The sequence below is a fragment of the Aeromicrobium chenweiae genome (assembly GCF_003065605.1).
Classification (GTDB): domain Bacteria; phylum Actinomycetota; class Actinomycetes; order Propionibacteriales; family Nocardioidaceae; genus Aeromicrobium; species Aeromicrobium chenweiae.
Map to the genome: position 1 here is coordinate 2,999,445 of NZ_CP026952.1, position 21,089 is coordinate 3,020,533.

Below are 21,089 nucleotides of genomic sequence, written 5' to 3' on the forward strand. Positions count from 1 at the left end.
GTCTCCCTCCGCCGACGACGTTGGTGCCGCCTGATCGCGACGCTAGCCATGCCGCGCGACGTCGGTGGTTCAGGCAGGTTTCGCCTGCGTTTCCCTCTCAGCTCACGCCGACGATGGGCAGCCGCAGGGCGGCCGGGGCGCCCGCGGGCACGACCGGGTTCTTCGGGGCGATCGGCTCGATCGCGCGATAGGGCTCGCCCATCGCCGGGCGCTGATCGGCCTCGCCCTTGTTGGGCCAGTACGACATGGCCCGCTCGGTCTGGGCCGTGATCGTCAGGGACGGGTTGACGCCGAGGTTCGCGGTGATCGCCGAGCCGTCCGCGACGTGCAGGCCCGCGTGGCCGTACAGACGCTGGTACGGGTCGACGACGCCGGTCTCGGGCGAGTCACCGATCGCGCAGCCACCCATGAAGTGGGCGGTCAGCGGGACGTTGAACGGCTCGCCGATCGTGCCGCCGGGGGTGCCGCCCATCTCCTCGGCCATCATCTGGACGGCCCGGTGCCCGGGCTCGATGAACGCCGGGTTGGGCGCGCCGTGGCCCTGCCGCGACGTCAGGCGGCGCCGGCCCGTGATGCCCCGCTTGGTGTAGGTCGTGATCGAGTTGTCGTGCGTCTGCATGACCAGCGCGATGACCGTGCGCTCGGACCAGTGCCGCAGGTCGTACAGCTTGAGCAGGTTGCGCTTCTGGCGCCACATCTCCCGCAGCCACACCCGCCAGCGCGGGGTGTCGGTGCTGCCGTCCGTGAGAACGGTCTGCAGGAGCGACATCGCGTTCGAGCGCCGGCCGTAGCGGGTCGGCTCGATGTGGGTGAACTCGTCGGGATGGAACGACGAGGTGATCGCGACGCCCTCGCTGTAGTCGACGTCCTTGTCGTCGGCGATCGACCCCAGCAGCGCCTCGGAGTTCGTTCGCGTCAGCAGCCCCAGGCGGTCCGAGACACCGGGCAGGTGCCCCTGGTCGCGCATCGCGTGCAGCAGCTTCTGCGTGCCCATCGTGCTGGCGCTGAAGACGACCTGCTCCGCGGTGATCGTCCGGTGCTTGCGGAAGCGCTTGTTGGTCCGCCGCGTCTCGATCTCGTACCCCCCGCCGGCCAAGGGACGCACCGCGACCGCGGTGGTCAACGGGTGCACCTCGGCCCCGGCGGCCTCGGCGAGGTGCAGGTAGTTCTTGACCAGCGTGTTCTTGGCGTTGTGGCGGCACCCGGTCATGCACTCGCCGCAGTTGAGGCACGCGTTCCGGTCCGGACCGACACCGCCGAAGAACGGATCGGCGACCTTCTCCCCCGGCTGGCCGAAGTAGACGCCGACCGGGGTGTGGTGGAAGGTGCCGCCCACGCCCATGCGCTCGGCCACCTTCTTGACGACCTCGTCGGCGGGCGAGACGTACGGGTAGACCCTCACGCCGAGCATGCGCTTGGCCTGGTCGTAGTAGGGCGCGAGCTCGGTCCTCCAGTCCGTGATGTGGCCCCACGCGGGGTCCTCGTAGAACGGGTCCAGCGGCTCGTAGAGCGTGTTGGCGTAGACCAGCGAGCCACCCCCGACGCCCGCTCCCGAGAGGATCAGGACGTCCTTGAGCTTGTCGATGCGCTGGATGCCGTAGCAGCCGAGCTGCGGCAGCCAGAGGAACTTGCGCAGTCGCCACGAGCTCGTGGCGAAGTCCTCGTCCTCGAAGCGCTTGCCGGCCTCGAGCACGGCCACCTTGTAGCCCTTCTCGGTGAGTCGGAGGGCCGAGACGCTGCCCCCGAAGCCGGAGCCGATCACCAGGACGTCGTAGTCGAACGCGGTCATACCCTGAGTATGACATCAGCGATGTCACATGACTACCGGTCGGTAACCCCCCTCGGGCCGGAGATAGTCTGGACTGTGCCCACCTCGCTGATCCGCCTGCTCGCGCAGGACCTGCGGCGGGTCGGACCCGGCGCCGTCAACGCCCTGACGGCGACCCGTGTCGGCATCGCCGTCGCGGTCCCCCTGATCGTCCTCGTGGCCGTCGACCGCCTCGACTGGTCGGCGTTCTGCGCCTTCGGCACGTTCACCGCGATCTACGGCCGCACGCTCTCGCGCCGCGTCCGGGCCGTCCAGCAGGTGAAGGTGGGTCTCGCGCTCGTCGCGGCCATCACCACCGGGACAGTCGCGGCGATGTCCTCACACCAGAGCTTCTGGATCGTGGTGGGCGGCTCGCTGGCCGCGATGACGATGGCGGTGCTGGCCGACATCGGCCAGTGGAAGCCGCCCGGGGGCCTCTTCGCGGTGTTCGCCTTCACGGTGTGCGCCACCCAGGCCGGTGCCACCTGGCACACCGTGCTGATCGCGGCCGTCCTCGGCACCGCGTCGGCGGCGTTCGCGATCGTCGTCAGCGCGATCGGGCCCGAGGGCACCGGCGGCGCGCCGGAGACACGGGGACTGCGCGAGCACCTGTCCGACCCCGCCACGCTGCGTCACGCGGTCCGCCACCTGGTGGCTCCCCTGCTGACCGGATGGGTCGCCGTGCTGCTGCACATCGGCCACCCGTACTGGGGCATGGTCGCGGCGATCGTCCCGCTGACCTCGCCGTCGATGCGCGAGATGGCCTTCCGGGGCGTCCACCGGCTGGTCGGCACCGTGCTGGGTCTCGGGCTCACCGCCCTGATCCTCGCGTTCGACCCCAGCGCCGTGGCGCTCGTCGTCGTCATCATCGCGGCCCAGTTCATGACCGAGCTGATCGTGCTGCGGCACTACGCGCTGGCCCTCGTGTTCATCACGCCGCTGGCCCTCCTGATGGGCCAGCTCGTGCACCCGCTCCCGGCCGGCGACGTCGTCACCCAACGCGCCGTCGAGACGCTGCTCGGCGTCGTGATCGGGCTGGGCGTCGCCTGGCTCACCCGCAGGCGTCCTCAGGCGAAGAGCTTCTCGCCCCAGTAGCCGGTGGTGCCGACGCCGGGCGGGCACGCGAACAGGCCCGATCCGACGTGGACGATGTACTCGTTGAGGGTGTCGTTCTGCAGCCCCGCGAGCGAGCGCTGGATCTGCACGAACTGCTTCTCGGGGTCGCGCTGGTACGCGATGAAGAACAGCCCCGCCGACAGCTGGCCGAGGCCGTTGGAGCCGTCCACGAAGTTGTAGCCGCGGCGCAGCAGCTTCGCGCCGTTGTTGGCGTCGGGGTGCGCGAGACGCACGTGGGACTTCGTGTCGATCAGCGGCTTGCCCGTCTCGTCCTTGGCGTCGAAGTCCAGGTCCGCGAACTCGTCGCCGCCCGAGCGGGGCCCGCCGGAGCCCTTCGTGCGGCCGATGATCGCCTCCTGCCCCTCCAGCGGCTCGCGGTCCCAGATCTCGATGCGCATGTCGATCTTGCGCGAGACGAGGTACGAGCCACCGACGAGCCACGCGGGACCGTCGTCCTCGTGCACCCACACGAAGTCGTCGACGTCCTTGGCGTCCTCGACCTTGATGTTGGCCGTGCCGTCCTTGAAGCCGAACAGGTTGCGGGCGGTCACCTGCGCGGTCGACGTCGACGAGGTCCGGCCGAAGCCCATCTGCGAGTAGCGGACCGAGGCGCGACCGAAGGCGATGCGGGCGAAGTTGCGCACCGCGTGCACCGCGACCTGGGGGTCGTTGGCGCACGCCTGCACCGCGATGTCCCCGTCGCTGATGGCCTGGTCCAGACGGTCGCCCGCGAACGACGGCAGGTTCTTCAAGCGGTCAGGCAGCCGGCCCTCGAGCCCGAACCGGGTCCTGCCCTTGTCGTCGACGAACAGGCTGCGGCCGAACCCGATCGTGAGGGTGAGGCCCGACGGGGGCAGGCCGAGCGCTTCACCGGTGTCCTCCGGCGGCGCGTACGGCGATCCGCTCACGGCGCCGAAGTCACCGACGTCGTTGCCCTGCGTCATCTGACGGGCCGCGGCGGTCCAGTCCTTCAGCAGCGAGATGAGGTCCTCGCGCTTGTCCGAGGTCATGTCGAACGTTGCGAAGTAGAGCCGGTCCTGCGACGGCGTGACGATGCCCGCCTGGTGCGCGCCCTCGAACGGGATCGGGGCGGCGTCGGGGTCGACGACGCCGGCCGGGGCCTTCGGCTCACCGGACGCCTGGCCCACCGCGTAGCCGCCGCCGGCGCCCACCGCCAACGCGCCGACCCCGGCCGCTCCCAGCAGCTTCCTGCGCGAGAGGCCGGAACCGGAGTGGTCCTGGGCGGTCATGAGGTCAGGCTACGCAGACGCGGCAACTGCGGCCGCGACCTGGCTGATGGGCTCGCTCAGCGCCGCCACGGCGTTGGACAGGGCCTTGACCTGGTCCTTCGTCAGCTCGTCGTAGAACGTCCACGCACCGGTGTCCTTGTCCTGGTGCTGGTTGAGCTCCCGGTCGAGCGCCGCGAACTGCTCGTCGAGCTTCCTCACGAGGGCCGGGTCCTGCTTCTCCAGGACCGGACGCAGCGAGGCGATCGCGGCCTGCGAGCCCTCCACGTTCGCCTTGAAGTCCCACAGGTCGGTGTGGCTGAACTCGTCCTCCTCGCCGGTGATCTTGCCGGTCGCCACCTCGTCGAGGAGCCCCTTGGAGCCCTGCGCGAGCTCGAGCGCGGTGAGCGGGGTGTCCTGGCCGAGCTGGACGATCTTCTTGACGTTGCCGAGCAGCTGATCGGCGTACTTGTCCATGCCCTCGGTGTTGTCCTCGACCCAGAGCTGCTTCTCGATGCGGTGCCAGCCGGTGAAGTCCACGCCCTCGGCCTTCGCGTCGGGCTCGCGGCCGTCCGTGATCGGGTCCAGGTCGCCGAACTTCTCCGCGACGGGCTCGATGCGCTCCCAGTACGTGCGCGCGATCGGGAAGAGCTGCTTGGCCTTGTCGACGTCCCCGGCCTTGACCGCGTCAACGAACTCCGTCGTCTTGACGATCAGGGTGTCGCTCTGCGACTTGACGTAACGGGCGTAGCTGTCGGCGGCGGCCTGCAGCTCCTGGGAGTCCGAGAGCCGCTTCGCGGCCTGCCCCGTCACCGTCAGGGTCTGGCGGATGCCGTCGCCGATCATGCCGGGCTTGCACGCGCCCTCGTACGTACCCTTCGGCAGGTCGACGACCAGGTTGCGGGTCAGGCCGGGACCGATGTTCTCGACCTCGCCCATGATGCGGTCGCCCTCGGCGTACACGTAGAACTCGGTGACCTTGGAGCCCTTGTTGCTGACCTTGAACGTCGACGGACCGGCCTCGAGCTTCGTCGCCGAGACGTCGCAGGACGAGTCGGTGGCGGCGACCGACAGGTCTCCGCTCGCGGTCGACTCGTCCGGGTCGGACGCGCAGGCGCTGAGACCCACCGCGACGAGGGCACCGACGACGACGAGGCTGGGCTTCATGGGCATTCCTTCAGGGCTACGTGCTGTCAGATTAGGCAAGCCTCACCATGCTAAGCGACACCGATCCGCGTCGGCCACCGGGACTCCGTGATGTGACCCGCTCCTCGCCCGGGACGCGGCCGGAGCGGGAAGGGGCGAGGATGGGACGACCACCTCCGACGTCAGGACAGCCCCGTGCCCCAGAACCGGACCAGCCTCCCAGCCACGACGCGCCTCGGCGGGACGACGGCATGAGGGAGGCCACGACCTGGATCGTGACCGCGGCGCTGTCCGCCGCTGCTTGGCTGGCGTGGTGCGGCTGGGACGACGAGTACCAGGTGGACGCGCGGACCGGCGAGACCAGCGGCCCCTTCGAGGCCTGGCAGATCGTGGGGTCGGGCGTCACGCTCGTGGTCGTCGTGGTGCTGGCCACCCTCGCTTTCCGCAACGCGGGGCAGGTGGCCCTCGCCGCCACCGCCGGGTACGCGATCGCGTGGGCGACGACCGAGATGCCGGACGACGAGTCCGGCCTGTCGGGCGTCGGCCTGGTCATGATCGTGATCGGCGTCGGCGCGGCGTCGTTCGCCCTGGCGTTCGGCACGCGGGCGGTCCGGGCCCGGCTCGATCGTCGCCACGGGCCGTCCTAGAGCAGCTTCTCGAAGCAGAGCGAGTAGGTGACGGCCTCGTAGGGCGGGAACACCGGGATCGGCGTGTAGCCGTGGCGGGCGTAGAACCTCAGCGCCGCGTGCTGCCGGTCCCCGGTGTGGATCACCATCCTCGGCGCTCCGAGGTCGCGGGCGACCTGCTCGACCGCGGCGAGGAGCTCATCGGCGACACCGCTCCCCCGCGACGCCGGGCGGACGTAGAGTCGCTTCATCTCCGGCACCCCGGCCAGGTCGCCGTCGAGCACCCGCACGCACGCGTGGCCGATCGGCTCGTCGCCGTCGTACGCCACGAACGTGGCCAGGATCGTCGCCGGGTCGATGCCCTCGGACCCGCCCCGGTGCACCGCGGCGGGGTCGTCGGCGTACAGCTGGTTGCCGGCGGCCACGTGCTCGTCCCGCAGGGCGACCGCATCGGGATGGTCGAACTCCACCCGCTCGATGCGCATCAGCAGCCCCTCCGGCCGAGCCCGGTCAACCGACGACGACCTCGACCCGCTGGAACTCCTTGAGGTCCGTGTAGCCCGTGGTGGCCATCGCACGACGCAGCGCACCGATGATGTTCATGGTCCCGTCCGGGACGGACGAGGGGCCGAACAGGACCGACTCGAGGTCGCCCACCGTGCCGATGTCGACGCGCTCGCCACGCGGCAGGTCGGGGTGCCACGCCTCGGCGCCCCAGTGAAAGCCACGGCCCGGCGCCTCGACGGCGCGGGCGAACGGCGAGCCGATCATGACCGCGTCGGCGCCGCACGCGACCGCCTTCGCGATGTCGCCGCTGCGTCCGATCGAGCCGTCCGCGATGACGTGGACGTAGCGTCCGCCGGACTCGTCGAGGTAGTCACGACGCGCCGCGGCGACGTCGGCCACGGCCGAGGCCATCGGCACCGAGATGCCCAGCACCGAACGGGTCGTGTGGGCCGCGCCTCCGCCGAAGCCGACGAGCACGCCGGCCGCGCCGGTCCGCATGAGGTGGAGGGCGGCCTGGTAGGTCGCGCAGCCGCCCACGACGACCGGGACGTCGAGCTCGTAGATGAACTCCTTGAGGTTCAGCGGCTCGGTCTGGCCCGAGACGTGCTCGGCGGACACCGTGGTGCCGCGGATGAAGAACAGGTCGACGCCGGCGTCGACGACGGCGTCCGCGAACTGCTTGGTTCGTTGCGGGGAGAGCGATCCGGCGACGGTCACGCCCGACTCGCGCATCTGCTGCAGACGAGCGGTGATGAGCTCGGCCTTGATCGGCTCGGCGTAAATCTCCTGGAGCCGCTTGGTCGCCAGCGGGCCCTCGATCCGGGCCACCTCGTCGAGGAGCTCCTCAGGGTTCTCGTAGCGCGTCCAGAGGCCCTCGAGGTCGAGCACGCCCAGACCGCCGTGCCGGCCCAGCGCGATGGCCGTCTCCGGGCTCATCACGGAGTCCATCGGCGCCGCGATGACCGGCAGCTCGAACCGGTACGCATCGATCTGCCAGGCCGTCGACACCTCCTCGGGGTCGCGGGTGCGGCGGCTCGGGACGATCGCGATGTCGTCGAAGGAGTACGCGCGCCGACCGCGCTTGGCCGTGCCGATCTCGATGTCTGCCATGGGCCCCAGCCTAGTGGTTGCCGAGGCGGCGCCCCGGGGGCCTCTCCGGCTACTGCACCCCGCGCTGGATGTCGTCGAGGGAGAGGTCGGTCATGATGCCCGCCGGGTTGTTCGCACGCCGCACCAGCACCGGCTGGACGTCGTCGCTCTCGCGCGCGAGGGCGTACTGCGTGTCGGCCAGGGCGAAGCGCAACGCCCGTGACATCGAGCTGACCTTCGCGTCGGACGGGCTGATGCGGGGCGCGGCGGCCTTGATCGCCATCGCGAGGATCGGCAGCGTCCCGCCCTGGTTCGCGAGCTGGTCGCAGAAGCTGCGGACCTTGGGGTCCGACAGGACCTGCTTGATGATCGCCTTGTAGTCCTCCGGCGATGTCGCGGGTCCCTCGTGGACGACCTCGATCTCCTTGGCCATCTCGTGCCAGGAGATCTTCGCCCCGCCCTTGGGCTGCTCGTGCTTGACGGCCCGGCGCGTCGACTTCTCGGCCTTGGCCGGCTCGCCCCTGGTCGGCTCGGCCACCACGGGCTCGGGGTCCGCGCTGTGCGTCACGGGCGCGTGGCGGGTGTGCTCGGCCCGGCGGGCGGGACGCTCGGACCGTGTGCGCTCGGACCGGCCGGGCTTGCTGGCCGGGAGCTTCGCGGACGGGTCGCTGGAGAAGATCGGCTGCAGCGCCGCGGCCGGCGGCGTGGGCTTGACCTTCAGCGGGACGTACTGATCGACCTCCTGCTCGAGCACGTTGTTGACCGGGTGGTCGGACAGCGTCGCCCCGATGACGTACTTGTCCAGCTCGTGCAGGCGGCGCACCAGCGGCACGAAGTCACCGTCCGCGGACACGATGATGAAGACCTCGAGCTGCTCGAGGTCCGCGGCGGCACGCAGGCAGTCCACGACCAGGACGATGTCGGCGGCGTTCTTCTCGGCCTTGCTGACCGAGAACACCTGCATGGTCTGGACGCCGGCCCGCTCGACGTCGCGGCGGAAGTCCTCCAGGCCCAGGGCGCCCCAGTCCGCGTAGGCCCGGGCGAGCGCGATGTCGCCGGCCCCGGCCTCACGCGCGGCGGCACGCTCGAGCTGGTCGAGGATGTCGGCCATCGACAGGTCAGGGATGTCGAGCTTGCCGTAGCCCTTGAAGAGATTCTCGGCGTCGATGAAGACGGCGACGTTGCGATTGGTCACCCGACGAGGTTATCGGTCGCGGACCCGAGTCTGTATTCCACCGTCCGCCGAGCCCGGCGACCGGCACTCATCGCGACGAGTAGTTGGGCGCCTCGGCCGTCATCTGGATGTCGTGCGGGTGGCTCTCCTTGAGCGAGGCGGACGTGATCCGCACGAAGCGACCCTTGTCCTGCAGCTCGGGGATCGTGCGCGCACCGACGTAGAACATCGACTGGGTCAGGCCACCGATGAGCTGGTGGGCGACGGCGGACAGCGGGCCGCGGTAGGCGACCTGGCCCTCGACGCCCTCGGGGACGATCTTGTCGTCGCTGGCCACCTCGGCCTGGAAGTAGCGGTCCTTGGAGTACGACTTCTTGCCCCGGCTGCTCATCGCTCCGAGCGATCCCATGCCCCGGTAGGCCTTGAACTGCTTGCCGTTGACGAAGACGACCTCGCCGGGCGACTCCTCGACGCCTGCGAGCATCGACCCGATCATCACGGTCTCGGCACCGGCGACGAGCGCCTTGGCGATGTCACCGGACTGCTGCAGGCCGCCGTCGGCGATGACCGGGATGCCGGCCGCCTTGGCCGCGAGCGACGCCTCGTACACGGCGGTGACCTGCGGGACGCCGCACCCGGTCACGACGCGCGTGGTGCAGATCGAGCCGGGACCGAAGCCCACCTTGACCGCGTCGGCACCCGCGTCGACGAACGCCTGCGCGCCGTCGCGGGTCGCCACGTTGCCGCCGATGACCTGCACGTGGCGGGTGGCCGGGTCGGTCTTGAGGCGCTTGACGATCTCGAGCAGCATCCGGACGTGGCCATGGGCGGTGTCGGCCACGAGCACGTCGACGCCGGCCTCGATGAGCGTGGTGGCGCGCTCCCACGCGTCACCGAAGTAGCCGATCGCCGCACCGACCATGAGCCGGCCGTCGGCGTCGTAGGAGGCCTGCGGGAACTGCTCGCCCTTGACGAAGTCCTTGACCGTGATGAGGCCCGCGAGGCGGCCGTCGGCGTCGACCAGCGGCAGGCGCTCGCGCTTGTGCTTGCGCAGCAGCAGGGTCGCGTCCTCGCGGCTGATGCCGACGTCACCGGTGATGAGGGGCATCGGGGTCATCATCTCGTCGACCTTGGTGGTCGCCCACTCCGCGAGCGGGGTGAACCGCAGGTCGCGGTTGGTGATGATGCCGATCAGGCGGTTGTCGGTGTCGACGACCGGGAGACCCGAGACGCGATATTCGCCACAGATGCGGTCGAGGTCCTCGAGGGTCGCGTCGGGGCCGATCGTGACGGGGTTGGAGATGATGCCGGTCTGGGTGCGCTTGACGAGGTCGACCTGGTACGCCTGGTCCTGCAGCGACAGGTTGCGGTGCAGCACGCCGATGCCGCCCTGGCGAGCCATGGCGATGGCCATCCGCGACTCGGTCACGGTGTCCATCGCGGCGCTGATCAGCGGGACCTTCAGGCTGATGTCGCGCGTCAGGCGGGACGTCGTGTCGATGTCGGCCGGGTTCAGGTCCGAGAACCCGGGCAGCAGGAGCACGTCGTCGTACGTGAGACCAAGGGATGCGAACTTGTCAGGAATACCGGTCTGCTCCATGTCTCCATCGTATCTCGGGGTCGATGGGGCCCCTCCGCCCGGAGACCCTCCACATGAGGACCAAGGTCGGTTTCGGGGCTTCGGATCCCGAGTAGGCTGTCTCCTCATGGAGCGTAAGCCAGGCCGTCCGCGGGCCCTCACAGTAGAAGTGATCGCCCACGCGGCCCTTGATGACGGCGTCGACACGTTCAGCATGCCCTCTGTCGCCCGTCGTCTCGGTGTCGCGCACTCTGGCCTCTACCGCTACGTCGCCGATCGCGACGACCTGCTGGTGCGCGCGATGGACATCGCCTTCGACTCCACGACCTGGCCCGACGCCGAGCTGCCGTGGGACGAGCTCCTCCGTGAGATCGGTGAGTCGACGTGGAGGGCGTGCGACGCCCACCCCGGGCTCGACCGCGCGACCCAGACCGCTCCTCGTCCTGCCCCGTCCGTGCTCGCGCGCATGCCGCAGTGGGTCGCCCGGGTCGAGGAGGAGGGTTTCGACGCCGCGGACGCCGCGGTGGCGGTCGAGTTCGTGCTCGCCCTGGCCCTCGACTGCTCGTCCCAGATGGGCCGACTGCGCCGCATCCGGGAGCGCTACCCCGTCAAGGCTGACATCCCGGTCGCCAAGCCCTACGACACCGACGAGGTGTGGGAGGGTCGTGGCCTCTACGACCGCAAGCTGGCCATCTTCCTGGCCGGCCTCGAGACCCGGCGCAAGATCTCCTAGCCGCAGGAACGACGAAGGGCCGCACGCCGGGTCGTCCCGGCGCACGGCCCATGGGCCGCAGTGGTCCTACTTCTGCTTCTCCAGGTCGTCGGCGAGACGGTCCATGAGGTCCGCGTACGCCTGGTGGCTCGGCGGGGCGACCGACGTCCACGGCACGTACGCGCCGTTCTTGGCCGCGTCGAGGGTCTGGAAGACCTTCTCCTTCTCGAACAGCTGCATGCCGGCCTCACCGATCCGGTCGTCGTACAGGAAGATGTCGGCCGGGTACTTGTCGGCCTTCTCCCAGCTGAGGGACTCGAAGTAGCCGCCCTCGTCGGGGTTGCCGGGCACCGTCAGGGGCAGGCCCAGCTCGTCCTTCCAGTAGGACAGGTCGGGGCTCACCTTGGGGTTCGAGACGTAGTAGTAGTCCTGCGCGGCCGAGCCGGCGAGGATCGTGCGGTCACCGAGGTCGGCGGAGACCTGCCTGACCCGCTCGGCGGCCTTCGTGAACGCGTCGTGCGTGGCCTCGACCTTCTCCGAGCCCAGGTCGGCGCCCAGTGCCTTGGCGGCCCGCTCGGTGCCGTCCAGCAGCTCGGGCAGCGTCTTGCCGTCGAAGCTGACCACGAGGATCGGGGCGAGCTTCTTGAGCGCCGTGGCGTTCTTGTCGTTGATGTACCAGAGGTCGTCGTCGAGGTAGGAGCTCGTGACGACGAGGTCGGGCTTGAGTCCCGCGGCAGCCTCGAGGTCGATCGACCCGTACTCGCCGCCGCCGGTCACGTCCTTGACCTTCGAGACGTCGAGACCGGCCACCTGCGAGTCGGGCTTGCCCTCGGCGTCCTTGAGCGGGCCGAACGTGCCGACGATCTTGTCGCCGAGGCCGAGGTCGGTCAGGGCGGCGGCCATCGACGACTGCACGAGCAGGCGCTGCGGCATCGTGTCGAGATCGATCTGCTGGCCGAAGTCGTCCTTGTAGCTGAAGGACGAGGAGGCAGCGTCGTCGCCACCCTCGGAGTCGGACGAGCCGCACGCGGACAAGGTCAGGAGTGCCGTCGCAGCGAGGGCTGCGAGGAAGGTCTTCTTCATAAGGTGAGCCTAACCTAGGGCAGCCTAAGTTCGTGCGTGACCCTCGTCATGCGCGAAGACGACCCGGCGACGTTCCTCGTCGACCTCGTCCAGCCGCACCCGGACGTGCTGGCCCTCGGGCAGGCCGGCTCCCCGACACGTCGCGATGACCGGCGGCATGGTCACGACGACCTCGCCCTCGTCGTCCCCCGCGCGCAGGACGACCGCGTCGAAGACCGTGCCGACCCGGCCCTCCAGCTCCCACACCTCGGCCAGGTCGATGCACGTGCGGTCGGCGGTCGCGGCGCGCTGGTCGGACGCCCGCATGATGCCGCCGAGCTCGGGCAGGGCCGAACGCACCCACGCCGGCACCTCGTCACCCGCACAGATCGCCAGGCACACCTCGGTGCCGAAGCGGTCGGCCAGACGCCGCAGCGGGGCGGTCACGTGGGCGTACGGAGCGCCGATGCCGGCGTGGCCCGCCTGATCGGGCGGGGTGCCGTCGAAGGCGACGTAGCCCGCTCCGCGGAGCAGCCCGGTGGCCTCACGCATCAGCGCGATCGAGGCCGGCAGGTCCGGGTCGAGGCCCGCCAGCACCTCGGCTGCGGTCGTCCCGTCGGCGACCGGGACGCCCAGTGTCGCCGCGGTGCGCAACAGCTCCCGCACGGCCTCGTCGTCCGCCGGCGGCAGCGTGCGGAGCAGGCCGATGCCGGCGTCCAGCATGAGCCGGGCCGCGGCCATGCCCGTGAGCAGGGAGATCTCGGCGTTCCAGCCGTCCACCTCGGTGCGCCGGCGCATCCGGACGACCCAGTCGTCCCCCTCGGCCATGACCTCCTGCTCGGGCAGGGCGAGCTCGATCGCCCCGAGGCCCACGCGGACGTCGAGCCGCAGGCGGCCCAGGTCCGCCAGGGGCTCGATCGACGGGTGCGGCGCTCCCGCGTCGAAGCCGGCCTGCGCGCCCTCGTAGTCGAGCTGCGCGACCGACCGGATCCGTGCCCGTCGGACGGACGCGGCACCGACCCCACCCGCCGCGTCCACGTCGATCGTCCACAGCGCCGCCGACCTGACCTCGTCCGGGAGGAGGCTCAACGTGCCCTCGGACAGGACCGGCGGGTGCAGGGGCACGCGCCCGTCGGGCAGGTAGATCGTCTGCCCGCGTCGCCGCGCCTCGGCGTCCACCGCGCCGCCCGGCACGATGGCCGAGCCGAGATCGGCGATCGCGTAGTGCACCCGGAACCCGGCACCGACCCGCTCGAGGAACATCGCCTGGTCGAGGTCGCGCGCACCGGGTGGGTCGATCGTGACGAACGGGATCGCCGTGGCGTCCTCGGCCTCCGGCGGCACCGTGGCCGCGATCGTCTCCGCCTCGGCCAGGACGTCGTCCGGGAACCGGTCGGTCTGCGCTGCCGGCGGCAGCCCGAGCTCGTCGCGGACGGACTCGAAGTCGTGGGCGGTCACGCCCCGAACGTACAACGCCCGCCCCGGAGAACCGGGGCGGGCGTCGTGCGATCAGCAGCAGATCAGTGGTTGTGACCTGCGTGCGCGTCGTCGGCCTCTTCGGCCGGCTTCTCGACGATCAGCGTCTCGGTCGTCAGGAGCATCGCGGTGATCGACGCAGCGTTGGCCAGCGCGGAGCGCGTGACCTTCACCGGGTCGAGGACGCCCTGGCCGACCAGGTCGCCGTACTCGCCCGTGGCCGCGTTGTAGCCCTGTCCGCTCTCGCGGACCTTGTTGACGACGACCTCGCCGGAGACGCCGCCGTTGCGGGCGATCCACTCGAGCGGGGCGTCGGCACCGATGCGGACGATGCGCACACCGACCGCCTCGTCACCGGTCAGGCCGAGGTTGTCGTCCAGCACCGAGACGGCGTGGACGAGAGCCGAGCCGCCACCGGCGACGATGCCCTCCTCGATCGCCGCGCGGGTCGCCGAGACGGCGTCCTCGATGCGGTGCTTCTTCTCCTTGAGCTCGACCTCAGTGGCCGCGCCGACCTGGATGACGCAGACGCCGCCGGCCAGCTTGGCCAGACGCTCCTGGAGCTTCTCGCGGTCCCAGTCCGAGTCGGTGTTCTCGATCTCGGCCTTGATCTGGTTGACGCGACCGTCGACGTCGGCCTTGTCGCCGCCGCCCTCGATGATCGTGGTGTCGTCCTTGGTGATGACGACGCGGCGCGCGGTGCCGAGCGCCTCGAGGCCGATCGTGTCGAGCTTGAGGCCGACGTCGGGCGTCACGACCTCCGCGCCCGTGAGGGTCGCGATGTCCTGCAGCATGGCCTTGCGACGGTCACCGAACGCGGGCGCCTTGACGGCGGCCGAGGTGAACGTGCCCTTGATCTTGTTGACGACCAGCGTCGACAGGGCCTCGCCCTCGATGTCCTCGGCGATGATGAACAGCGCCTTGCCGGCCTGGACGACCTTCTCCAGGATCGGCAGCAGGTCGCTGACCGAGGAGATCTTGCCCTGGTTGACGAGGATGTAGGGATCGTCCAGGACGACCTCCATGCGCTCGGTGTCCGTGACCATGTACGGCGACAGGTAGCCCTTGTCGAACTGCATGCCCTCGGTGAACTCGAGCTCGGTGCCCATCGTGTTGGACTCCTCGACGGTGATGACACCGTCCTTGCCCACCTTGTCGAACGCCTCGGCGATGAGCTCGCCGATGTGGGCGTCACGCGAGGACACCGTCGCGACGTCCGTCATGTCCTTGATGTCGTCGACGTCGCGGGCCTGCTCGTGGAGGCGCTCGACGACGGCCTTGACGGCGGCCTCGATGCCCTTCTTCAGGCCGACCGGGTTCGCACCGGCCGCGACGGCGCGCAGGCCCTCGTGGACCATGGCCTGCGCCAGGACGGTCGCGGTCGTCGTGCCGTCACCGGCGACGTCGTTGGTCTTGGTGGCGACTTCCTTGGCCAGCTGGGCGCCGAGGTTCTCGAACGGGTCGTCGAGCTCGACCTCGCGGGCGACGGTCACGCCGTCGTTCGTGATCGTGGGGGCGCCCCACTTCTTGTCCAGGACGACGTAGCGGCCCTTGGGACCGAGCGTCACCTTGACGGTGTTGGCGAGCTTGTCCACGCCGCGCTCCAGCGAGCGACGAGCGTTCTCGTCGAATTCAAGAATCTTGGGCATCTGTTGCCTCTCCTACGAAAAAATGTGGGTGTTGCCGGGACTGGGACAGTCCGAAAAGTGAGAGGCCCCAGCGCCCCGCATGGGGGCGCCGGGGCGTCAGATCACGAAACGACAGCGAGGACGTCGCGCGCGGAGAGGATGAGGTACTCCTCGCCCGCGTACTTGACCTCGGTGCCGCCGTACTTGCTGAAGATGACCTTGTCACCCTCGGCAACGTCGAGCGGGACGCGGTTGCCGTTGTCGTCGACCCGACCGGGGCCGACCGACACGACGATGCCTTCCTGCGGCTTCTCCTTGGCGGTGTCCGGAATAACGAGTCCGGACGCAGTGGTCTGCTCTGCTTCGACGACCTGGATGACCAGGCGATCCTCGAGCGGCTTGATGGTGACCGACACGTGTCGACCTCCCCTTTCAGGCGGTGAAACGTTGGACGTAGGTGAGAACGCCGTCGCGGGGGTCGTGCTCACCTGTGATTGGCACTCCCATGGTGAGAGTGCCAGAACAAAGTTAGCACTCTCACGAGGAGACTGCTACCGGCTCCTGGTCCGACTCGGCGATCTCCTGCAGCAGACGTTGCGTGATCCGCTGGATCGCCGCATCGACCGTCGGCGCCTCCACGCTGTCGATCCCGTCCAGGCGGGCGAGGATCCACTGGCGGAAGTACTCACCGAGCGCGCGCATGGTCTCGGCACCGGTCTCGGTCATCGTGAGCTGCGCCAGCGAACCACCGAGATGACCCGATCGCAGCAGGCTCTCGAAGGCAGGCTGCAACAGGATCGGCGGCACCCGGTGCGCTCGTGCGATGCCGCTCAGGCTGGCCGGCTGTCCCTCCCGGTTGCGGCCGTGCACCTGCAGCAGCGCCCAGGTGCGGCCCTCGTCCAGCCCCACGTCGGCGTCCTGCAGGATGTCGGCCACCGGGCGGCCGTGGTCGGCGTACACGAGCCGGGCGATGCGCGACGCCAGACGCTCCTCGGCGCTCGAGGACTCCGGCATCCCGAAGCCCTCCCCCAGGTCGGTCGCACCGGGCTGGAGCCCGTGGCGCAGCGCGACCTGCGGGATCATCAGCGCGAGCAGGAGTCCCAGCAGCGCCACCGGGGCCGCCCAGGCGAAGACATGACCGATCGACTCGGCGTACGCATGGACGACGGGCTGGATGACCCGGTCGGGCAGGTCGTGCAGTGCGGACGGCGTGGTCGCGTCCGTCGGCGTGACCGCGCCCCTGGTCGCGGCGATCGCCTCGGGCAGCCGTCCGGACAGGAAGTTGGAGTACAGCGAGCCGAACACCGCCGCGCCGAACGCGCCACCCAGCGTGCGGAAGAAGGTCACCGCCGACGTCGCGACGCCCAGGTCGCGGTACGCGACGGTGTTCTGCACGATGATCGTCAGGACCTGCATGGATGCCCCGATGCCCAGCCCGAGCACGAACATCGACAGCGCCTCCTGCAGCACCGAGGTGGTCTCGTCGAGCCGGCTGAGCAGCACCAGGCCGAGCGCGATGACGGGTGTCCCGACGACCGGGAAGATCTTGTAGTGGCCGGTCCGGCTGACGATGTTGCCCGACGTGATCGCCGTGGCCATCAGGCCCAGCACCATCGGCAGCATCCGCACACCGGACGCCGTCGCGCTGACCCCGTTGACGTACTGCAAGAAGGTCGGCAGGAACGTGATCGAGCCCATCATCGCGAACCCCACGACGAAGGACAGCGCGCAGCACGTCCAGAACACCCGGTGCCGGAAGAGCCGCATCGGCAGGATCGGCTCGACCGCGCGCCGCTCCACCAGCACGAACGCCGCCAGGCCCACCGCGCCACCGGCGAACAGGCCGATGATGGTCGGGGAGCCCCACGGGTGCGTGGTGCCGCCCCAGCTGGTCGCGAGCACGAGGCACGACGCGCCGATCGTGATCAGCAGCATGCCGAGGTAGTCGATGCTCTGGCGGCCCTGGGCGCGGACCGACGGCAGCGTGCGGCCGGCGACCACGATCACGACGAGCGCGAGCGGCACGTTGATGTAGAACACCCATCGCCAGCTCAGGTTGTCGGTGAAGAACCCGCCCAGCAGCGGTCCCAGCACGGTGGTGATGCCGAACACCGCACCGAGCGAGCCCTGGTACCGACCGCGCTCGCGCAGCGGGATGATGTCGGCGATGAGCGCGGTCGCCGTGACCGTGAGGCCACCGGCGCCGAGTCCCTGGATCGCCCGCGACCCGATCAGCCAGCCCATGTCCTGCGCCATCCCGCACAGCGCCGAGCCGATGATGAACATCGCCACCGACAGCTGGAAGATCGGCTTGCGACCGAACTGGTCGCCGAACTTGCCGATCACCGCGGTCACCACGGTCTGGGCCAGGAGGTAGGACGTGACGACCCACGACACGTGGTCGCCCCCGCCCAGGTCACCGACGATCGTGGGCAGCGCGGTCGACACGACCGTGGAGTCGAGCGCCGACAGGAGCATCCCGAGGGCGATCGTCAGGAAGGCGATGCGGCGCGCCCGACCACTCAGGGTGTGCGCCTCCTGCGGCCGCTCCTGCACGGTGGCTGTGGCCATGCGACGAGGCTTGCACAGCCCGACCACGACGTCGCCCGCCAAAGGTCCCGGGCGACCGGCAGACTTGGACCATGGATCCCGAGACGTTCGCGCAGCTCATGGCCCCGGCGGGGCAGGAGCTGCTCGGCGAGATCGCCGCACGGGCGGGCGTCGAGAGCGACCTGGCGCTCGGCACGCGGCTGCGCCGGACGTACGAGCCCGGCCTCGTGGCCGCCGCGGTGACCCAGAACCACCTGCGCGGCAGGGCCACGACCAAGTTCGGTCCCGATGCGGCCCGGATGTACTTCACGCACGACGCCCTCGAGCAGTCCACCCGCCTGCCCGTCGCGAACCACCGCGCCCGTCGTCTGGCGGAGGTCGGCGCCACGTCGGTCGTCGACCTGGGCTGCGGCATCGGCGGCGACCTGATCGCGATGGCGCGCGCAGGCCTCGCGGTGCGCGGCGTGGACCAGGACCCCGTGCGGGCCGCGATCGCCCAGGCCAACCTCCGCGCGCTCGGCCTGAGCGGCGAGGTGGTCTGCGCGGACGCCCTGCAGATCGACATCGCCCCCGACGAGGTGGCGTTCGTCGACCCCGCACGCCGCAACGGCCGTGGGCGGACCTTCTCGACCGCCGATCTGCAGCCCCCGTGGGAGTGGGTCCGTGAGCTCCTGACCGGGCGCGCGGTCGCCAAGGTCATGCCCGGGCTGGCGCACGACGCGGTCCCGGCCGGCGTCGAGGCCGAGTGGGTCAGCGACGGCGGCGACCTCGTCGAGGCGTGCCTCTGGGGGACGCCGTTCGCCACCGTCGGCCGCCGGGCCACGGTGCTCCCGTCCGGCGCCCAGCTGGTCGCGAGCGGTGAGCCCGCCGAGGTCGGCGACGTCGGTGCGTACCTGTACGAGCCCGACGACGCGGTGATCCGGGCCGGCTTGGTGGGCGAGCTGGCCGCCACCGTCGGGGGGCGGCTGCCCGATCCGCATATCGCGTACGTGAGCTCGGACCGGGCGGAGTCGACGCCCCTGGCGCGAGGCTTCCGGATCCTGGAGGAGCTGCCGTTCCGCGAGAAGCCGCTGAAGGCCGCCCTGCAGGCGCGCGGGGTGGGCACGCTGACGATCAAGAAGCGCGGCGTCGACATCGTCCCCGAGGAGGTCGTGCGGCGGATGAAGCTCAAGGGCAGCACCTCGGCCCTGGTCGTGATGACACGCGTGCAGGGGCAGGGCCGCGCCTACCTGGTCGAGAGGATCTAGGCATGCGGATCGACCTCAACGCCGACCTGGGTGAGTCGTGGGAGCGCTGGCACTCCGGTGAGGACGTCGAGCTGCTCGGCGTCGTGACGTCCGCCAACGTCTGCTGCGGCGCGTACGCCGGGGACGCCGAGCTGATGCGGGTGACGTGCGAGGCCGCGGTCGAGCGCGGCGTCGCGATCGGCGCACAGATCGGGTACCCGGACCGCGAGGGCTTCGGCCGGAAGCGGGTTGACGTGCCCGCCGCCGAGCTGACCGCCGAGCTGCTGGACCAGGTCCGGCAGCTCGACGAGATCGCGCGCGCAGCGGGCGGGCGGGTCGCGTACGTCAAGCCGCACGGCGCGCTCTACAACACGATCGTGCACGACGAGGCGCACGCGCGGGCCGTGGTCGACACGATGCGGCAGCTCGCGTCCCCGATCCCCCTCCTCGGGCTCCCCGGAGCGGTCTCGCTCAGCCTGGCGCAGGCGGACGGCCTCCCCGTGGTCCACGAGGGCTTCGCCGACCGCGCCTACACGCCCGAGGGACGGCTCGTGGCCCGCACCGAGGTGGGTGCCGTGCTGGACGACCCGCGGGCGGTCGCGGCGCAGGCGGTGCGCCTGCTCGGCGACGTGGCATCGATCTGCGTGCACAGCGACAGCCCGGGCGCGGTGCGGCTCGCCCGCGCGGTGCGCTCGGCCCTCGAGGACGCCGGGGCGCAGCTCGCGAGCGCGCCGTGAGGCTCCGCCCGTACGGCGACCGGGCCCTGCTGCTCGACTGCGACGACCTGGCCGAGGCGCAGGCGTGGTTCGCCGCCCTGCACGGCACCACCGAGGCCGTGCTCGGCGCCCGCAGCGTGCTCGTGCGGGGCGAGCCGGCCGTGCTCCGGACCCTGGTCGAGCGGACCACACCCCTCGCCGCCGGCCCCGGCGCGGACGACCGTGCCGTCGAGGTCCCCGTGGCGTACGACGGGCCGGACCTCGACGACGTCGCCCGGCTGACGGGGCTGTCGACGCGCGAGGTCGTCGCGGCCCACACCGGGACGGCGTGGACCGTGGCGTTCGGCGGCTTCGCGCCGGGGTTCTCCTACCTCGTCGGCGGCGACCCACGGCTGGAGGTGCCGCGCCGCCCGTCGCCCCGCACGACCGTCCCGGCGGGATCGGTGGGACTGGCGGGCGGGTTCAGCGGCGTCTACCCGCGCTCCTCCCCCGGCGGCTGGCAGCTCGTCGGGCGGACGTCCCTCGCGATGTGGGACTCCCGCCGCGAGCCTCCTGCGCTGCTGACGGCCGGGACGACGGTCAGGTTCGTGGTCGCATGACGCTCCGCGTCGAGCAGCCCGGGCTGCTGACCCTCGTGCAGGACCCCGGCCGGCCCGGGCTCGGCCACCTCGGCGTGAGCGCCGCGGGCGCCTTCGACCGCGGTGCGCTCCGGCAGGCGAATGCCCTGCTCGGCAACGACCCGGACGCCGCGGCGATCGAGCTGCTCGGCGGTGGTCTCGTGCTCCGCGCCGCGGCGCCTCACCGGGTCGCGGTCACCGGGGCACCGGGACCCGTCACGATCGACGGGCGGCACGTCGCGCACGGGCGGGCGCTGCGACTGGCCGCGGGTCAGCTGCTCCGCGTCGACCCGCCGAGCAGCGGCCTGCGCACGTACGTCGGGGTCGCCGGGGGGCTGGACGCGCAGCCCGAGCTGGGATCGGTGTCGACCGACACGCTCGCCGGCCTCGGTCCGGCACCGCTCGTCGCCGGGGACACGCTGCACACGGGCCGGGAGCCGGTGCCGCCCCTGCTCGAGGACGTCCTGCCCCTGGTCAACAGCGGCGACATCACGGTGGACGTGGTGCTGGGACCGCGCGACGACTGGTTCTCCCCCGTGGCCGTGCGACGCCTGCTGGACGATCCGTGGCACGTGAGCCCGTCGTCCGACCGGGTCGGGGTGCGCCTCGTCGGTGAGCCGTTGGAGCGCTCGCGCACGGACGAGCTGCCGAGCGAGCCGTGCCTGCGCGGCAGCGTGCAGGTCGCCGCGGACGGCCAGCCCATCGTCTTCGGCCCCGACCACCCGGTGACGGGTGGCTACCCGGTCATCGCGGTTGTCGTCGACGCCCACACCGATCGCCTGGCGCAGGCGCGTCCGGGACAGGTCGTGCGGTTCCACCGCGTGCCGTGACC

At 70.9% G+C, this 21,089-nt stretch carries 19 protein-coding genes; 7 read left to right on the forward strand and 12 right to left on the reverse strand.

The genetic code is table 11. The annotated features are described in order from the left end of the window. Positions 1-97 precede the first annotated feature (97 nt). Complete coding sequence (locus C3E78_RS14490; RefSeq protein ID WP_108579583.1) at positions 98-1,789, reverse strand: GMC oxidoreductase; 1,692 nt, start codon at positions 1,787-1,789, stop codon at positions 98-100. 75 nt (positions 1,790-1,864) lie between these two features. Here C3E78_RS14490 and C3E78_RS14495 point away from each other — a divergent pair, with 75 nt between their 5' ends. Continuing rightward, positions 1,865-2,902 carry an FUSC family protein gene (locus C3E78_RS14495; RefSeq protein ID WP_108579586.1) on the forward strand — a complete coding sequence of 346 codons (1,038 nt, stop codon included), beginning with the start codon at positions 1,865-1,867 and terminating at the stop codon, positions 2,900-2,902. Here C3E78_RS14495 and efeB read toward each other — a convergent pair. Both efeB and efeO read right to left on the reverse strand, forming a co-directional pair. Next, the gene (gene efeB / locus C3E78_RS14500; protein WP_108579588.1) at positions 2,875-4,173 is read right to left on the reverse strand and encodes an iron uptake transporter deferrochelatase/peroxidase subunit; all 1,299 of its coding nucleotides are present in this window, start codon (positions 4,171-4,173) and stop codon (positions 2,875-2,877) included. The genes C3E78_RS14495 and efeB overlap by 28 nt on opposite strands. 9 nt (positions 4,174-4,182) lie before the next feature. Further along, a complete protein-coding gene (gene efeO / locus C3E78_RS14505; RefSeq protein WP_108579590.1) occupies positions 4,183-5,316 on the reverse strand; it encodes an iron uptake system protein EfeO in 1,134 nt (377 codons plus the stop codon). Between the two features lie 230 nt (positions 5,317-5,546). Here efeO and C3E78_RS14510 point away from each other — a divergent pair, with 230 nt between their 5' ends. Further along, positions 5,547-5,942, forward strand: a complete 396-nt coding sequence (locus C3E78_RS14510) for a hypothetical protein (RefSeq protein ID WP_108579592.1) — start codon at positions 5,547-5,549, stop codon at positions 5,940-5,942. Here the strand turns inward: C3E78_RS14510 and C3E78_RS14515 are convergent. The 4 genes from C3E78_RS14515 to guaB form a co-directional block, all read right to left on the reverse strand. Then, positions 5,939-6,406 (reverse strand): GNAT family N-acetyltransferase, encoded by a 468-nt coding sequence (locus tag C3E78_RS14515; protein WP_108579594.1) that lies wholly within the window; start codon positions 6,404-6,406, stop codon positions 5,939-5,941. The genes C3E78_RS14510 and C3E78_RS14515 overlap by 4 nt on opposite strands. 25 nt (positions 6,407-6,431) lie before the next feature. Continuing rightward, positions 6,432-7,538 carry a GuaB3 family IMP dehydrogenase-related protein gene (locus C3E78_RS14520; RefSeq protein WP_108579596.1) on the reverse strand — a complete coding sequence of 369 codons (1,107 nt, stop codon included), beginning with the start codon at positions 7,536-7,538 and terminating at the stop codon, positions 6,432-6,434. Positions 7,539-7,587: 49 nt separating this feature from the next. Then, the gene (locus tag C3E78_RS14525; RefSeq protein WP_108579598.1) at positions 7,588-8,712 is read right to left on the reverse strand and encodes an NYN domain-containing protein; all 1,125 of its coding nucleotides are present in this window, start codon (positions 8,710-8,712) and stop codon (positions 7,588-7,590) included. Between the two features lie 67 nt (positions 8,713-8,779). Beyond that, the gene (gene guaB, locus C3E78_RS14530) at positions 8,780-10,291 is read right to left on the reverse strand and encodes an IMP dehydrogenase (protein ID WP_108579600.1); all 1,512 of its coding nucleotides are present in this window, start codon (positions 10,289-10,291) and stop codon (positions 8,780-8,782) included. Between the two features lie 106 nt (positions 10,292-10,397). Here guaB and C3E78_RS18360 point away from each other — a divergent pair, with 106 nt between their 5' ends. After that, on the forward strand, positions 10,398-11,003 hold the full coding sequence (locus C3E78_RS18360) for a TetR/AcrR family transcriptional regulator (protein WP_159085908.1): 606 nt from the start codon (positions 10,398-10,400) through the stop codon (positions 11,001-11,003). A gap of 66 nt (positions 11,004-11,069) precedes the next feature. Here the strand turns inward: C3E78_RS18360 and C3E78_RS14540 are convergent, their stop codons facing one another. From C3E78_RS14540 to C3E78_RS14560, 5 genes are all read right to left on the reverse strand, one after another. Further along, positions 11,070-12,065, reverse strand: a complete 996-nt coding sequence (locus C3E78_RS14540) for an ABC transporter substrate-binding protein (RefSeq protein ID WP_108579604.1) — start codon at positions 12,063-12,065, stop codon at positions 11,070-11,072. 24 nt (positions 12,066-12,089) lie between these two features. Beyond that, complete coding sequence (locus tag C3E78_RS14545) at positions 12,090-13,502, reverse strand: RNB domain-containing ribonuclease (protein WP_199906837.1); 1,413 nt, start codon at positions 13,500-13,502, stop codon at positions 12,090-12,092. A gap of 62 nt (positions 13,503-13,564) precedes the next feature. After that, entirely contained in the window at positions 13,565-15,169 is a 1,605-nt protein-coding gene (gene groL, locus C3E78_RS14550) for a chaperonin GroEL (protein ID WP_108579608.1), read from the reverse strand. A gap of 101 nt (positions 15,170-15,270) precedes the next feature. After that, entirely contained in the window at positions 15,271-15,564 is a 294-nt protein-coding gene (groES, locus tag C3E78_RS14555; protein WP_056606353.1) for a co-chaperone GroES, read from the reverse strand. A 121-nt stretch (positions 15,565-15,685) separates the two neighbouring features. After that, a complete protein-coding gene (locus C3E78_RS14560; protein WP_108579610.1) occupies positions 15,686-17,719 on the reverse strand; it encodes an MDR family MFS transporter in 2,034 nt (677 codons plus the stop codon). Positions 17,720-17,790: 71 nt separating this feature from the next. On the opposite strand from C3E78_RS14560, the gene C3E78_RS14565 reads away from it, so the two are divergent. Genes C3E78_RS14565 through C3E78_RS14580 form a run of 4 tightly spaced genes read left to right on the forward strand, consistent with a single transcriptional unit; the run spans position 17,791 to position 21,087 of the window. Beyond that, positions 17,791-18,945, forward strand: coding sequence for a class I SAM-dependent methyltransferase (locus C3E78_RS14565; protein WP_108579612.1), 1,155 nt, complete (start codon positions 17,791-17,793; stop codon positions 18,943-18,945). A gap of 2 nt (positions 18,946-18,947) precedes the next feature. Beyond that, positions 18,948-19,661, forward strand: coding sequence for a LamB/YcsF family protein (locus C3E78_RS14570; protein ID WP_108579614.1), 714 nt, complete (start codon positions 18,948-18,950; stop codon positions 19,659-19,661). Next, positions 19,658-20,239 carry a 5-oxoprolinase subunit PxpB gene (gene pxpB / locus C3E78_RS14575; RefSeq protein ID WP_108579616.1) on the forward strand — a complete coding sequence of 194 codons (582 nt, stop codon included), beginning with the start codon at positions 19,658-19,660 and terminating at the stop codon, positions 20,237-20,239. Before C3E78_RS14570 ends, pxpB begins: the two co-directional genes overlap by 4 nt. Then, positions 20,236-21,087 (forward strand): 5-oxoprolinase subunit C family protein, encoded by an 852-nt coding sequence (locus tag C3E78_RS14580; protein WP_108579618.1) that lies wholly within the window; start codon positions 20,236-20,238, stop codon positions 21,085-21,087. The genes pxpB and C3E78_RS14580 overlap by 4 nt, the downstream gene beginning before the upstream one ends. Positions 21,088-21,089 lie beyond the last annotated feature (2 nt).